Below are 14,539 nucleotides of genomic sequence, written 5' to 3'. Positions count from 1 at the left end.
CCGCCTCGACATCTCGGACGTCTCGGCGGCGAAGGCCTTCATCGGCGCGGCGAAGGTTGACGCGGTGATCAATTGCGCGGCCTACACCGCGGTCGACAAGGCCGAGACCGAGATCGCCGCGGCCTTCGAGACCAACGCGCTCGCGCCGGCCGTTCTGGCCGAGGCGACGCGGGATGCGGGCGTCCCGCTCGTCCACGTCTCGACGGACTATGTGTTCGACGGGACCGGCCAGGGACCCTACGAGGTCGACGACCCGATCCGGCCGATCGGCGTCTATGGCGCGAGCAAGGCCGCGGGCGAATATGCAGTGGCGCTCGGCAATCCGCGCTCCGCGGTCGTGCGCACCGCCTGGGTGGTGAGCGCGCGCCGGACGAACTTCGTCAAGACGATGCTGCGCTATGGCCAGGAGCGCGACGTGATGCGCGTGGTCGACGACCAGCGCGGCGCGCCGACCTTTGCGGCCGACCTCGCCGAGGCGCTCGCCGTCGTCGCGCTGCGCATGATTTCGGACCGCGAGGCCCCGACAGGCCTGTTCCACTTCTCGAACGACGGCCCGACGACCTGGCACGGCTTCGCGGCGGCGATCTTCGAGGCCGCGGCGGCGAAGGGGCTCAAGACGCCCAAGCTCGAGCCGATCGCGACCGCCGATTACCCGACGCCCGCGAAGCGTCCAGCCAATTCCCTGCTGTCGACCGCCCGCATCACGCGGGACTACGGCGTGACGCCGCGCCCGTGGCGCGACGGGCTGCCCGCCTTGATCGACGACATCCTCAGGAGCCCGGCATGAAAGGCATCATTCTGGCCGGCGGGTCGGGCACCCGACTCTATCCGGCGACGCTCGCGGTCAACAAGCAGCTGCTGCCGGTCTACGACAAGCCGATGATCTATTACCCGCTCTCGGTGCTGATGCTCGCGGGCATCCGGGAGATCCTGATCATCTCGTCGCCGGATTACCTCGACAATTACCGCAACCTGTTCGCCGACGGCTCGGCCTATGGGATCGAGATCACCTACGCCGAGCAGCCGCGGCCGGAGGGCCTTGCACAGGCCTTCGTGATCGGCCGCGATTTCGTCGGCGACGATCATGTGTCGCTGGTGCTCGGCGACAACATCTTCTTTTCGGCCAATCTGGGAGCGCAGCTGCACTCGGTGGCGCAGCGCCCGAGCGGAGCGACGGTCTTCGCCTATCATGTCGAGAACCCGCAGGCCTATGGCGTGGTCGAGATCGACAAGGACGGCCGCGCGATCGACATCGTCGAGAAGCCCGCCGTGCCGCGCTCCAACTGGGCGGTCACCGGCCTCTATTTCTATGACAATTCGGTTCTCGACATCGCCGCCAACCTGAGGCCCTCGGCCCGGGGCGAGCTCGAGATCACCGATGTCAACAAGGTCTATCTCGAGCGCGGCGCGCTGTCAGTCGAGCGGCTCGGCCGCGGCGCCGCCTGGCTCGACACGGGCACGCACGACTCGCTGCTCGAGGCCGGCGAGTTCGTCCGCACCATCCAGCACCGCCAGGGCATGCAGATCGCCTGTCTCGAGGAGATCGCGTTCGTGGCGGGCTTTATCGACCTCGACCAGCTCGCGGCTCGGGGCAGGCTGTTCGAGAAGACGTCCTATGGACGCTACATCCTGCGGCTGGCCGCGTCCCAAACAATTTAATTGTGCCTTGATCGGTCTTGGCCCGTGGCGCGATCTGTTGGTGCGCGCGGGACCGGGACACAGGCGGCCTTCAGCCGATGGCGTGTGGCGGCGATCGGCATTCCGGGCGGGTCGAGGCGCAAGCTGCGCTGATCCTCGCGCTTCTGGACGAGAAGGACGACATCACGCTCGCCGAACTGCAGGCGCGTCTGGCAGAGCACGGCCACGGCTTCGGCCTCGGGACGCTATGGTGGTTCTTCGCGGCGCGGGATCACCTGGAAAAAGACCGCGCACGCCGAGGAGCAGGAGCGGCCAGACGTCCTGAAGCGGCGGCGGGACTGGTTCGCGGCCCAGCCCGAGCTCGATCCCGAGCGGCTCGTCTTCTCGATGAGACCTAGGTCTGCCCCCTGAGAAGTGGTCCTCCCTGATGTATGATACCAACGGCCTGCGGTTCTGACTCGCGGTGGATTCCCTGGACGGCGGCGTGATGATTCTCTGTTGCGGAGAGGATTCGCGCCATGGCGTCAGCGGTATCGCTTCGCACGGATTATTCCGCGGCTGAGCTTCGGCGTCTGGCGGCGTCGGGCCGGCACGCCAACCAGAGCCGGCGGCTGCTGTCGCTTGCGGCGGTTCTCGACGGCATGAACCGAACGGAAGCCGCTCGGATCGGCGGCATGGACCGGCAGACGCTGAGCGACTGGGTCCATCGGTTCAACGAACATGGCCCAGAGGGATTGAAGGATCACTGGGCGAACGGCGCGACGCCGCGGCTGTCGCCGGCGCAACTCGCAGAGTTCGCCACGATCGTAGAGACGGGGCCCGACCGCGCCGTCCACGGCGTCGTGCGCTGGCGGCGGATCGATCTGAAGCGAGTGGTCGAGGAGCGCTTCGGCGTCGCCTATCACGAGCGCACGATCGGCAAGCTGCTGAAGCAGATCGGCTTCTCCCACGTCAGCGCGCGGCCGCGCCATCTTGGTCAGAAGGCCGAGACGATCGCGGCGTTCAAAAAACTTCGCGGCGACGCTGAAGGCGCATGTCGGTCACCTGCCCAAGGGCAGGCTGGTCGAGATCTGGTTCCAGGACGAGGCCCGCATCGGCCAGAAGAACGTCGTCGTCCGGCAGTGGGCGCGGCGCGGAACAAGGCCGCGCCAGCCAGCCGACCAGCGCTACGAGAGCGCCTACCTGTTCGGAGCGATCTGCCCGGCGCGCGGCGTCGGGGCTGGGATCGCCATGCCGTTCGCCGACACCCACGCCATGCAGGTCCATCTCGACGAGATCGGCCGGACCGTCGCCCGCGGCGCGCATGCTGTCCTGCTGCTCGACCGCGCCGGCTGGCATACGACGGACAAGCTAAAAGTCCCCAAGAACCTTACCCTGATCCTGCTGCCGTCGCGCTCGCCCGAGCTCAATCCGGTCGAGAACCTCTGGCAGTTCATGCGTCGGAACTGGCTCTCCAACCGCGTCTTCGACACCTACGACGACATCATCGACGCCGCAGACGACGCCTGGCGAAAGCTCAGCGCAAAGCCCGACGTCATCACCTCAATCGGAATTCGGCAATGGGCCCACGCGGGTCAAAAATTCCACGCCGGATCACAGAGTGGGTCGAATAACAGTTTCAAACCTGTTATCCGACGATTTCATCGGACGCTGAAGCGACCACCTATTCTAGAGGTTTGTCATCGCCCAGCGGTTCGACCGAATCTTGCGAACCCCCACTGCAGCATTTACCCATGGGAACGCGTCCGGTTTCGGCAGCAAACAAAAAGGCGGGCGACATCACTTGGACGCCTGCAGGCGAGTTTGTGCCCGTAGCCATTGGCTCGATACCTTGCATGCTGCCACCGTTGCAGCAGTTACCCATCGGTGTGCTTTCGCAGTTTCTGCCATTTGCCGATCTCCTCTAGCCGGGAGGAGGCACTTGCCCTGGCGAAATCCCACCACCGCTGACCGACGCGTCGTCTTCTGCGGGAGAAGTTTCTGGATCTGGGGCTCCCGCCGTGCCGCTCTTATCCTCGTACTCGTCGCTGAAACCGAGCTGTTGCGCTGCTCGGCACCAATGCTCGTCCTCGCGACCCTCGGGTCGCCCCTCCTCGAGCCAGATTTGGTAGGCTCGCTCCCGGATCTGCGTTTCTCGGTCCATTAGGCCCTCCCAGCATCAGATCTCAGGAAGCGCTGCACAGCTGGGATCGTTCCTTGATCTCGCCTCCAGCCGCGCCGTGCCTCCGGCTGGACGCGTCGCCACCCGGGCCGCCATCGATTGCGACGTCTGCGAGGGCGGCGTTCTGGATGAAGAGCTCTGGAAAGCGTGAGCCATGCCGTTGATGCGAGAGCCGCCACAAACAACGATCGAGCCCTCCCGGCCAAGGGGACTTCAAGACTTGTCCCCAGCTTAGAGCTTATTAGCAAAAATCCGATTTCCCTGTTGCGCTGTCGTCATGATGGGCTCATGCCGAACCATCGCAGCAGGAGGGAGACTTCATGACTGATTCGACGGACAGGATTACGCTGACCTCAGACGTGGTCAGCGCCTATGTCAGCAACAACTTGGTCGCGGCGGCGGATCTTCCGGCTCTGATCGCGAGCGTCCATCAGGCGTTGACGATGGCGGCGACCAGCGCTGTTGAAGAGCCTGCCTTGGAACTGAAGCCGGCGGTCACGGTCAAGAAGTCGGTCACGCCCGACTACATCGTCTGCCTCGAAGACGGCAAGAAGTTCAAGTCCCTGAAGCGCCATCTGCGTACGCAGTACGACATGTCGCCAGAAGACTACCGGGCGAAGTGGGGCCTTGCATCCGACTATCCGATGGTCGCGCCGAACTACGCCGCCGCCCGGTCTGCGCTCGCCAAGAAGATGGGCCTCGGCCAGCAGCGCGCGAAAGCCGCGCCCGAAAAGCCAGCGGCGGCGGCTCCAAAGAAACGCGGGCGGAAAGCCGCCGCCTGACGGCCGGCGCCGTCTGACAAGAACCTCGCTTCGACAGCCTGGACGACCTCGCGCCCGCGTGCCTGGATCCCGGCTGTTGCTATTGATCAGTTTGACGACGCTCTCCCCGGCTCGGCTGTCTCATCCAGCAGCCGTGCACTCGGCACTCCGAGCGCGGTCGCGATCCCTTCAAGCACCGTGACGGTGGGATTGCGGACCCCGCGTTCGACGCCACTGACATAGGTCCGGTGCAGCCTCGCCTCGAAGGCGAGCGCCTCTTGGCTCAGGCCCCTCTCCTGCCGAAACCGCTTCACGTTGAGCCCGACCCGGCGCCGCACGTCCATGTCGAACGACGTGCTGCGTTGATGACTATCGATCTACAGACCATGAGTCTCATTTTGCTCGACACGTTCTGACAATTGAGCAATGTCGGCGTGCGCCCCAACGGCGCGGCGGAAGACGACGGAGGCTCCATGCACGTTCGCAAGCATTGCGGGACCGACGGCCAGATCGCTTTGGTCGGACCAATCAGGAGACGGCACGGGCGCTCTGATTTGAAGCTGCAGGGTACCGAAAAGGCATGCGCCCTTCCTTCGTGCAAGGGGAGCCGCCCATGACTGAGCCCGTATCGGACGCTCTCGCGGAACTGGTGGCGATGAGGGCCTCGGGCGAGATTTCGTCCGATGAGTTCGTCGCGGCCAGGGACCGGCTGCGCGAGGGCCGGTACAGTTCGCCAGGCGGCCGCTGCGAGGCGGCCTTGCGCGCAGAAGGGACGCCGGACCAGGTGGCCGCACTCGGAGTCGCGAACCGCGCAGGCGAAACCGCCGGAGACACTGTCGCGCGCGGCGGCGCGAGCAAGAAGTCTGGAAAGGGTCGCCGGGCGCTCTTGGGAATTGGAACCGTGCTGTTGGTGCTCATTCTTCTCGGATCAGGGGGAGGTCAGACGGTTTACAAGCGCGACGACTACGGCTCCGCCTGGCCCTACCCGAGTTACGACAAGGCGACTGTGCGCTGTGAGGTGAAGAAGTTCGGGTCGACCGATCGTCCTGTGGCGACCGTTGAACTTGGCGGGATCACCTACGGCCTGAACGGTGCGGCTCGAGGCATCGGCGCGTATCCCGATCCAACCCCGCTCGAGGCCTTCGATCAGGCGGCCATCGCGGGGACGCGGCAGAAAATGATTGACGACGCCTTGGCCAAACTCTGCCGCTGGACGCAGTGACTATGGGGCGGATCCTCACCAATCGCCAAGGCCACCTGGCTTGCCGGGCGCTCGGCAGGCTCGGCTGCGTCGCCACTGTGGCTTGGGCGCTGTCTGCGCAGACGCCCGCGAGAGCCGACGAGTGCGGCGCGGTTAGTTGCACCGACGTTACGGCGGATTACGTCGTCCGCGTAATGGAGAACGTCTTGAAGGACATGAGAACGGACTGCCGCTCGGTGCGGACCGTCCGCCTCCTCGACAAGTCTGTCGACAATATCATGATGATTTACGAGGTACGCTGCGATGACGGCGCCGGCCTTCAGCAGTACCAGCTGTTCTACTTTGTGCGTGATCGGGAGATAACCGTCGATAAGTTCTCGGGCTCATTCATGAAGCCGATAACGAAGAAGTACCCGTACAAGGTCGGCCTGGAAGAACGGTAAGAACGCAAAAGGCGGGGAGCAACGCCTGCTTTAGCCTTAGAGCCATGGCGGTGTGTGGGGCCCGAAAACACGATCATCCTGCTGTGGCGGCAGCCTGCGTCTGAACTACTACCCGCGTCAAAGCCCTTTCCGCAGACTGTTGAGGAGCTCGGCCGCAGCTTCACCTCGCCGAGAGCGTCGCACAGCCGCGAAGCCGAGAAAACATGGTCACGCGGAGGCCGTTTCGGCCGCCCGCTGCTGCACGACCTCGGCGAACGACTGCCGCGTCTGCTCAAGGACAGCTTTGCGGCCGGTGAGCGTCTGATACCGCTCCACGATCAAGTCCACGTAAAGCGGATCGATCTCCACGCCTCGGCAAGCGCGCCCCGTCTTCTCGGCGGCGATCAGCGTGCTGCCTGAGCCGAGGAAGGGGTCAAGAACGATTTCGCCCCGATCGGTGAGGTCTCGAAGCGCTTCCTCGAGCATCGCCACCGGTTTTACCGTCGGATGGTGTTGAAGTCCGCGCTGTGCATCGGAGCCGACTGTCGACGCCCCCGGGAACGTCCAGACATTGGATCTCCAGCGCCCTTTACGGCCAAGATCAATATTGTTCTTGTGTGGCGCGTCACCTTTTTTGAACAGTGGGAAAAGCTCATGCTGAGAGCGATAGAGGCTTCCCATGCCCGCGTTCGTCTTCGCCCAGACGATCAAGTTTAGCTGAGACAAGCCGATCTCGCTCGCCGCGGCGGACACCGAGCTGAGACCGCGCCAATCGATGAAGGTGCCAAGAACGCCGCCGTCGAGAAGATATTCCGCGACAGCTTCGATCCACTGATCATTGAACTCTCTGAACTGAGCGTCGCTCATCTCGCCACTCGCCATCGCGAATTCTCGGTGATCGCCGCCCGTTACATGGCCAGAGATCTTCACGTTGTACGGCTGGTCTGTGAAAACCATTCTGGCTTGTTCCCCCGCCATGAGGGCGCTCAACACCGACTTGTCCCGCGCATCTCCACAGATCAGACGATGCTCGCCAAGAAGGTAGACGTCTCCAAGCCTGGCGACCGGCTTTGCGTCCGCCGTCGGAGCGACAGGCCCAACCTCGGTTGCGTCTTGGGATGGATCGGCAAGGATGGCGTCGATCTCGAAACTCTCAAACCCCGAGACATCAATCGGCGCCTCGTCGATGATCAACTCTTCAAGCTCGAGTCGAAGCTCCTGCAGATCCCAGCCGCCTTTTTCTTGAAGCCGGTTTACGGCCACCCGCAGCAGCTTGCGCTCCGCCGCGCTCAGATGGTCCGCGACGACGCAGGAGATCGTCGGCAGGCCAAGCGCCTTCGCGGCCTCGACGCGGACCGCGCCGTCGATGATGACGCCGGCCTTGTCGATGATGATAGGCGCCGTAAAGCCCAACACCGTGATCGAGTTGGCGACTTCGCGCACGTGTCCCGGGTCGATCGTGCGCACATTGCGCTTCGGCGTCCGGAGCGCGCTCGGATCGCGGTCGACCAGGGCGAGCCGGGGAAGCAGATCGTTGCGGGGTCGCGGTTCGACCGCGGACGCCCTCGACAGCGCCTTCAGATCCGCGCGCCGCGCGACGTCCTTTGCGAGAAGCGCTTCGCGGAACGTGCCTTGCGCGACCCCCAACCCGTCAGGCTTACGAGCCATGGAAGCTCTCCATACGGAAGAAGTGCACTTGCACGATAGATCTGAGGAAGCGCGTCACGCGGTCAGGCCATCGCTGGAGCGTCCGTCGAGAAGCCGTTCCGCTTGAGGATGGCTCTCTTCAGGCTGTCCCAAACGTCGGGAATCATCTCTCTGATCGCCTCTACGACCAGTTCGAGGAGTTCCTCGTGCCTACCGATCGTCAACGAAGGACGTCGCTTCCGACGGCGCTTTTCCGGCGGGGATAACAGTCCCTTATCGTCGAGCATACCGATCAGGTCTCGCACGAGGCGTCTGGCTGCCGCGTCGCCCTTGATCGCTTGCTGGCACAACTGGACGCAGCTGACATAGACGGTCGTTTTGGGAACCGGCGTCCCGTCAATGGTCACCGCAACGCATTTAACGAGCCCTGCTCGAAATGCGCTCCAGGCGTCATCCTGACGCTTGGGTCGACCGGATGGATTGCCGCTTTGGCCCTTGCGTATCTGGGAATGGACTGGCGGACGGCCGTATCCGACAGCCGGGTCCCTCGGCCGAAGACACTTTCGAAAACTGTCGATCTCCGCGCGATAAAGCTCGTAGATCGGCCCGCTGATCAAGTCCGGAAGGACGTGGTCCGCTCCCCTCACAGGGCCGTAGTCTCGTTCAATCTCGGCGATCACGTGCGGCCGCAAACGTTCCGAGAGTCCGACGACCATCTTCACGCATGCCTTCGTGTCCCGGTCGTGCTCCTGCTCACGCTTTTGAATCGCCGTGAGCTCTGTCTTGTTGGACGATTCGAGCAGCGCGCCGCGGCCATCGAGCCGCTGCATGAACCGGCGCTGCTCACCGATCGCTTTCACATCGCCCTTGGCCGCTTCAGTATTGATTTGCGAGAAGTAAGCCAAAATCCAAGGCTGTTTCTGCACTGAGCCGTGGCTTTTAACGTCAACCTTCCGATAAAGCGCCTGCCGAGCCTGATCCAACGGGTTTTTGGACGCCTTTATATGTGCTGCAGCCTGCGTTGACATTGCCGCCTCCCTCTCCGAACAGGCGTAAAGGTCGAGCACATAGCGACGCGCCGGGATAGTCCAAATTTTTCGCTTGGATGCACTTTGCGGCCACAGCAAAAACCAGCGTGGACTGATATTTAATTATCATAGATTTGTTTTTAAATGCAACCGCTTTATTTCTGCAATGACCATCCCCGCGATCATGGCTGCAAAAGCGGCCGCCTCAGCGCTTGGTTGACCGTCGACCAAGGTCGCCTTGTCGGCCGCCCGAGCCGCCAGCTGCGATCTGGCATAATGTATAGACGGCCAGCGATCTTGTTCGAGGGCCTCGAGATCTGCCTTCAGTCCTTTGCTCCAGGCGGCAGGGTCGCCGCGCCATTCCGGGAAAGACACCGTCAGCATTCCGCACAAGCCAGCAAGCACGATGTCGTACCCGGCAGCGCAATATTGCGAACCAAGCCCAGAATCTCGCAAAGTATAGAGCAATCGATCAGCAAATTGAGGTTCAATCAGCGGACCTTGCGCTACCATGGGAATGATCATCCGCGCCAGCTCCGGCGCTGAACTTGCTGTAGAAAGAGCAGTCGCAAACAGATCTTTTAATCGATCCTCCCATTTGTCGCCTGGCGCGTGAGGCTTGAGGATCGCCGCCATAAAAATCTTGGCCAACTCCTGTTCAAGCGTCGTGTCCGCCCGCCTAAGCTTTTCACTGATCGAGCCGTACGTGACGCCAAGCTCCTCCGCGACGAGTTTGACGTTGAGCGTCCCGGAGCCGCGTGCCAGCACCGCTCTCCCGGCCAGTACGATCTTATCCATCGTAACGCCGGCGCGCTTGCCTCGCTTTCTTTGAGGCTCAGCCTTTGCGGTCGCGGGCGGGGGCGCACTACCGCTGTGTTTCTTAAATATCCTGACCATAAATGCGTGTTTAGTGAATATTAATTTCAATGTCAATTTTCAATATAAAACTGTTTGATTTGTGGTTGCGACGCCATCGTAATGGGTCTTTGGCCCCCTCGACTGAAGCTAAGAAATCCCTGTTCCGGGCTTTAAAAATTCCCTGTTCCGGCCAAATGCCTATCCCAGCTCGGCCCATAAGAGTTCCCTGCGTCATGCCTTCGCTGGAGACCAGTTCGCGACTGACTGCGTCCACCGCCATGACCTAGTTTACCTGCTAACGGACTGCCCATTTCTGAGCGATTCCGGTGTTTCGTTCACTTTGCTTTGTTGCCCAATGTTTCCCTTCCGGCGGGCAGCGGAGGTCCGTTTGCACAGCGAACAGGCCGCCGTCACGTGTGCTTCGCAACATCGTCGAGCGTGCGTTGCAAAATGGGCCCTGTGATTACGTGGAAACACGTATCTACAACTTACTGGTGCCAGTAGGCGGCGTTCGCTGATAATAGATTGGCCATGGAAGATGCGCTTTGCCCAATTTCTGAGCTCGATCCCGAACCTCGCCGCGAGGCCGGCGAGCCGGAAGGCGCGCCAGAGCCCCCCTCGGAACCGCCGCCCTCCCGGATGAACCCCGAAATCGTCCATGGCGACGACGAATGGGAGGAGGACGAGAGCGGGGACGATCCGCTCGCAGCGTTCACGGCCGAAGAGCCCGTCCATATCGACAGGCCGGTGAAATGAACCGGCGCGGCGCGCGCTTTCGCCGCCGCGCCCGACCCCAGTTCGACAGCGTCGACCCGTAGCGTCGGCGGACGCAGCGAGAATGCCGGACTGCGCGATCAGCGCCGACGGTTTCGACCAGCTTCCCTGACGCCCGCCTCGACCTTCGGACGAGAGGCGCCGCAAGCCTACGCGTTCCCGCGTAAGGCCCCGCCGACGATCCGGCCGCGCCCGCAGTTCAGTATTTTGGGCTTGCTTCGAAAGCCGGACTCATCATGTTCAGTCAAATGTATTGGCGCGCCCGCGTGGGCTGCGGCTTGCCTCGAAGCGATTGCGTGCTAAGAAGTTCAACCGGCCGGCGCCCACGCCACGCCGCCGATTTTGGCGCCCGCGACGTCAAAATGAAGCATATTCGGCTTTCGAGTCGGCGCCTGGAAATTCCACGGATCGAAACATGAGTTCTTCGAAGCCTTCCGGTCCTGAAATATTCACGGCCTCTTCAATCGATTACGAATGCAAAGCGCAGATACCGTCGATGTTGTCGATTGACGAGAAAGCGTTGTATTATAATATCTCCCGGACAAGATATAGCGGATCGGGACTGGTCATCGAACTGGGCCCCTGGCTTGGGTCCGGAACCTTCGAAATCTGTCGGGGCCTGACCGAGACCGGAAAGCCCTGGCTCCTGACGGTCATGGACAGGTTCACGTGGAACGACTTCTACACGGCCCATTATAAGCAGGACGGGCTTTCCGCAGGCGACAGCTTCCTTCCAAAATTCCTGGAGTATCTCCAGCCCTACCAGGGCCGGCTGATCCCGATTTCCGGCGACCTGTCGGACATCCGATCGCTCATGCCCTTCCAGTCCAACATTGAGCTGCTGTTCGTCGACGCGCCGAAATCCTGGCGAATGCTCTGGCGGGTGCTCGATCATGTCGGGCCATGGCTGTTGCCGAACGCCCAGCTGGTGTTTCAGGACTTCTTCCACATCACCTCGCGGCAGCTGATCTGGCTGCTGATGTCCCTCCCTCAGATCGAGATTCGGACGATCGTCGAGAAAGGCACCTCCGCGGTGTTCGAGGCGAAGGGGCCGATCGTCGACCTCGAGGCCTCGGCGCCGCAGGACTTCAAGAAGCTCACGCCGACCGACTTCCGACGGCTGTGGGGGCGGCTGCAGACGGAGCTGCCGCCGCCGCGGGTCGCCGAACTGGCGGTCGGGATGGCGCTCGACTTGATGGACCGGGGCGCGCACCAGGACGCGAACGACGTGCTCGTGGAGGGCGTGCTGCAGACCCCCTTCGAGAAGACGATCGTCAACGAGGTGCGCCGGCTTCTCCGGAAGGCCGACAAGGAGAAGCCGAAGCTCGAGCAGATCCTCGACTTCCTGACCGAGAGGCGCCCGCTGGAGCCAGCCGCGGGGCGCGCGGTCGACGCGGGGTGACGGCGGCCTGCGCGAGCCCGGCCGATCGGCGCGCCCGACGGGCTTCTCGCCCGGAGGGCGCGAGGCCTCGCGCCGCAGGGCCTGCCGATTGAACGGGGGAACGCCCGCGCAGTTTCGCCTCACTGGCGACGGAGCGGCGTTTCGGGTTAAGTCCGTCTTGTCGAACCGGCCAGGGTCCACGCGTCGCCGCAATCCATGGGGATCGCGCCGCGGCAGCCACGGGCGGGCGACCTAACGCGACCGTCCGCCGGGCCTCTGGGCGCTCGTTCCGGCCACCGTGGCGGCTCTTTTGGGGACGACGTGACGAGCCGATGCTGGATTCTCAGGCGCTTGGCGTCGTCACCGACGCTGTCATTCGGGGGAGCGAAGTCCATCTCCTTTTATCGCCCTCTGACGGCGCCGCGGTCGGCGTGGGCCTGAGGGCTCGGGTCCTTCGCGGCGACACGGAGCATGACGTCGACTTATGGCCCGCGCCCCAAGCGCGACTGGAGCCAGACCGAGCCACCATCGACCTGTCGGAGTTGCTGGACGAAGGCGGCGGCGACGGCGTCCTGATCAAGGGGCTCACGCCCATCGGAAAGCTGGAAGACGGCGCCGCGGTTCCGGCCGTCTACGACGACAGCTATCAGTTGGCCAACCTGCTGCCGGTCGGCGCGAGCGAGACGCACCGCCTCATCTACCATAAAAAGACCCGCTATCACGACGTCGGGGTGCTGCTTTTCGTTCTCGAACAGATCATGCGGTCGCCGTTGAATTCGGCCGCGGACAAAATCGAGGCCGCGAAGATTCTGTCGTTTCGCGCCATGGAGAATCTCGATCGGCCTCAGCTTAATAAATGTCTTGGGCATCTTGATACCGCGCTTTTCGCCAGCAAGTCGCTTCATCGGGCGCACGGCCTTGGAAAGGAGACCCGTTATCACGCCGTCGTTTCGTGCTGGTACGTGAAGGGCTGCGTGCTGCTGCTGACCGGTCATGTCGGCAAAGCCCTCAGGGAACTCGACCGGCTTCGTCCAGGCATCGACCAGATCGAACACTCTCCAACCGCCGCCAACAACTGCGCAATCGGCATCGCGCTGGCCGGGTATGTGAGATTTTGTCTCGGGCAGACCGACGAGGCGATCGCCGCCTGGGAGGATGTCATCAGGATTTTTCGCCTCGCCGCTCAATATTATCCGTCAGTGTCTCCAAAGATTTTCAACGAACTTGCCGTTGCCTTCGATGCGGCGAAATTTGCCGCCGACGCGATCAATAACGTGCGGCGAAATGCCAGACGCGACTCCTCGAGTTTCCTGAACGATAATTATGTGGCCCAGAACTATCTGAGGATCAGAGGAAGCCGCGGCGCGAGCGAGGCTGAACAACTCTTCGGACGACTTAAACGGCGGCTGTCTGAGTAGTTGAATGGTGCAGATTTAATGGAGACTCTCAATGGCCGAAACGATAAATGAACGGCTATCCGGTATTTGCGAGAAAATCATTTCCGACGCCAAAGCCAGAGGGTACGATGAGACGCAATTCGTTCCTGAAGAGATGATCGCAGAGTGGCGGGAGCGGGGACAAATCGGCATTCACAAATATCTAAATCTTGACAAGCGCATGTTACGCGCCGCGAAGATCGCATACGAAATCGGTCTAGATAGGACGCCTGGGAAAATTTCTCTTCTCGATCTCGGCGCGGGTCCGGCTTATATTTGCGTCGTTGCGCGAGAGTTAGGCCATGACGCGCTCGCCCTCGACATCCAACACCCACTCTACGAAGAGCTTTGCAAATTCTTCAACGTGCCTCGTGTCGAGCACAGAATCACCCCCAGTTCATTTCTGCCCGAAGGCCTTGGTAAATTTGACTATGTGTCTGCGCTGGCGATCAAGTTTCATGAACGCAAGAGAACGTTCTGGAGCCATGACGAGTGGGACAGCTTCTTGAAATATATGGACGAAAATTGCCTTACCCCAAATGGGGGCCTCTATTTTTCTTTCAATTATAGGACTGACCATCCCGTCGATGAAACAGACGAGTGGCAGGTCAGGCGACGCGACATGTATGTCGCTCTGCACGATTGGTTTCTGTCGAGGAGCTTTGTCTCGCCGGAACCCGGGGTCTACCTGAGAGGGTCCGCCGTCGAAATGCATCGTTCGGTTTCCTGAGGATCGAAGGTGGCGGCCTTGACCCTGACTGAGATGGCGTTGGCTCAAGCCTCGCCAAGCCTGAGCTCGGCGGTCAGATCTTGTCCGTCGCCGGCGGGGGTCGGCTTTGGCCGCAGGCGGCAAGTAGTCCCACAGGGCTTCGCCGGAACCGGCCGACGGCGCGGCAAAGGCAAGCGGGCCGCGTTTCGACCCGCCCTTGTCGGCGGCGTGATCCGTCCTTGAATTCGGACCTGACTGCGGCTTTAGTTCTTCCGTCATGCGTGCTCGGGGACGCGTCTATGGATTTCATCCGGCAACAGATTCCGGACGTCGTCGAGATACGGCCAAGATATTTTCGCGACGCGAGAGGTTATTTCTCTGAGACCTACAAGAAGTCTGCGCTCGCGGAAGCTGGCGTTTCGGTGGATTTCGTTCAGGACAACAAGTCGTTGTCGACAGTGGTCGGCACCATTCGTGGGCTTCACTTCCAGCTGCCGCCCTTCGCGCAGGGCAAGCTCGTCTC

At 62.1% G+C, this 14,539-nt stretch carries 15 protein-coding genes and 1 pseudogene; 11 read left to right on the top strand and 5 right to left on the bottom strand.

All coding sequences use genetic code 11. The features are described from left to right. From rfbD to EK403_RS21635, 4 genes and pseudogenes are all read left to right on the top strand, one after another. Positions 1–787 (top strand): dTDP-4-dehydrorhamnose reductase (gene rfbD, locus EK403_RS21650; protein ID WP_128779530.1); only part of this gene is annotated, 787 nt, incomplete at its 5' end. After that, positions 784–1,659 carry a glucose-1-phosphate thymidylyltransferase RfbA gene (gene rfbA / locus EK403_RS21645; protein WP_128779529.1) on the top strand — a complete coding sequence of 292 codons (876 nt, stop codon included), beginning with the start codon at positions 784–786 and terminating at the stop codon, positions 1,657–1,659. The genes rfbD and rfbA, both read left to right, overlap by 4 nt. Positions 1,660–1,736: 77 nt before the next feature. Continuing rightward, the gene (locus EK403_RS21640) at positions 1,737–2,036 is read left to right on the top strand and encodes a hypothetical protein (protein WP_128779528.1); all 300 of its coding nucleotides are present in this window, start codon (positions 1,737–1,739) and stop codon (positions 2,034–2,036) included. A 120-nt stretch (positions 2,037–2,156) separates the two neighbouring features. Then, positions 2,157–3,216 (top strand): annotated as a pseudogene (locus EK403_RS21635) (IS630 family transposase); the annotation flags it as partial. Between the two features lie 325 nt (positions 3,217–3,541). Here EK403_RS21635 and EK403_RS21630 read toward each other — a convergent pair. Next, a complete protein-coding gene (locus tag EK403_RS21630; RefSeq protein ID WP_128779527.1) occupies positions 3,542–3,781 on the bottom strand; it encodes a DUF2934 domain-containing protein in 240 nt (79 codons plus the stop codon). Positions 3,782–4,119: 338 nt separating this feature from the next. Here EK403_RS21630 and EK403_RS21625 point away from each other — a divergent pair, with 338 nt between their 5' ends. Continuing rightward, a complete protein-coding gene (locus tag EK403_RS21625) occupies positions 4,120–4,581 on the top strand; it encodes a Ros/MucR family transcriptional regulator (RefSeq protein WP_128779526.1) in 462 nt (153 codons plus the stop codon). A gap of 86 nt (positions 4,582–4,667) precedes the next feature. Here the strand turns inward: EK403_RS21625 and EK403_RS21620 are convergent, their stop codons facing one another. Then, complete coding sequence (locus EK403_RS21620; RefSeq protein WP_128779525.1) at positions 4,668–4,904, bottom strand: helix-turn-helix domain-containing protein; 237 nt, start codon at positions 4,902–4,904, stop codon at positions 4,668–4,670. A 269-nt stretch (positions 4,905–5,173) separates the two neighbouring features. Between EK403_RS21620 and EK403_RS21615 the strand changes: the two genes are divergently transcribed. Both EK403_RS21615 and EK403_RS21610 read left to right on the top strand, forming a co-directional pair. Then, on the top strand, positions 5,174–5,782 hold the full coding sequence (locus EK403_RS21615) for an SHOCT domain-containing protein (RefSeq protein WP_128779524.1): 609 nt from the start codon (positions 5,174–5,176) through the stop codon (positions 5,780–5,782). Between the two features lie 2 nt (positions 5,783–5,784). Further along, positions 5,785–6,204, top strand: a complete 420-nt coding sequence (locus tag EK403_RS21610) for a hypothetical protein (RefSeq protein WP_128779523.1) — start codon at positions 5,785–5,787, stop codon at positions 6,202–6,204. A 207-nt stretch (positions 6,205–6,411) separates the two neighbouring features. On the opposite strand, the gene EK403_RS21605 is transcribed toward EK403_RS21610, so the two are convergent. The 3 genes from EK403_RS21605 to EK403_RS21595 form a co-directional block, all read right to left on the bottom strand. Beyond that, the gene (locus EK403_RS21605; protein WP_128779522.1) at positions 6,412–7,851 is read right to left on the bottom strand and encodes a site-specific DNA-methyltransferase; all 1,440 of its coding nucleotides are present in this window, start codon (positions 7,849–7,851) and stop codon (positions 6,412–6,414) included. Positions 7,852–7,913: 62 nt separating this feature from the next. Further along, the gene (locus tag EK403_RS21600) at positions 7,914–8,858 is read right to left on the bottom strand and encodes a DUF5681 domain-containing protein (protein WP_128779521.1); all 945 of its coding nucleotides are present in this window, start codon (positions 8,856–8,858) and stop codon (positions 7,914–7,916) included. Positions 8,859–8,984: 126 nt separating this feature from the next. Further along, positions 8,985–9,656, bottom strand: coding sequence for a hypothetical protein (locus tag EK403_RS21595; RefSeq protein WP_128779520.1), 672 nt, complete (start codon positions 9,654–9,656; stop codon positions 8,985–8,987). A 1,489-nt stretch (positions 9,657–11,145) separates the two neighbouring features. Between EK403_RS21595 and EK403_RS21590 the strand changes: the two genes are divergently transcribed. The 4 genes from EK403_RS21590 to EK403_RS21575 form a co-directional block, all read left to right on the top strand. Then, complete coding sequence (locus tag EK403_RS21590) at positions 11,146–11,892, top strand: hypothetical protein (RefSeq protein WP_128779519.1); 747 nt, start codon at positions 11,146–11,148, stop codon at positions 11,890–11,892. A 311-nt stretch (positions 11,893–12,203) separates the two neighbouring features. After that, on the top strand, positions 12,204–13,289 hold the full coding sequence (locus EK403_RS21585) for a hypothetical protein (RefSeq protein ID WP_128779518.1): 1,086 nt from the start codon (positions 12,204–12,206) through the stop codon (positions 13,287–13,289). A gap of 31 nt (positions 13,290–13,320) precedes the next feature. Then, complete coding sequence (locus tag EK403_RS21580; protein ID WP_128779517.1) at positions 13,321–14,037, top strand: class I SAM-dependent methyltransferase; 717 nt, start codon at positions 13,321–13,323, stop codon at positions 14,035–14,037. Between the two features lie 278 nt (positions 14,038–14,315). After that, positions 14,316–14,539: dTDP-4-dehydrorhamnose 3,5-epimerase family protein (locus EK403_RS21575; RefSeq protein WP_164919723.1), on the top strand; the 224-nt coding region annotated here is incomplete at its 3' end.

It is taken from the genome of Hansschlegelia zhihuaiae (assembly GCF_004103825.1).
GTDB lineage: Bacteria > Pseudomonadota > Alphaproteobacteria > Rhizobiales > Methylopilaceae > Methylopila > Methylopila zhihuaiae.
The sequence above is the reverse complement of the archived record's forward strand: the minus strand, read 5'-3'. Positions and strand labels throughout refer to the sequence as shown.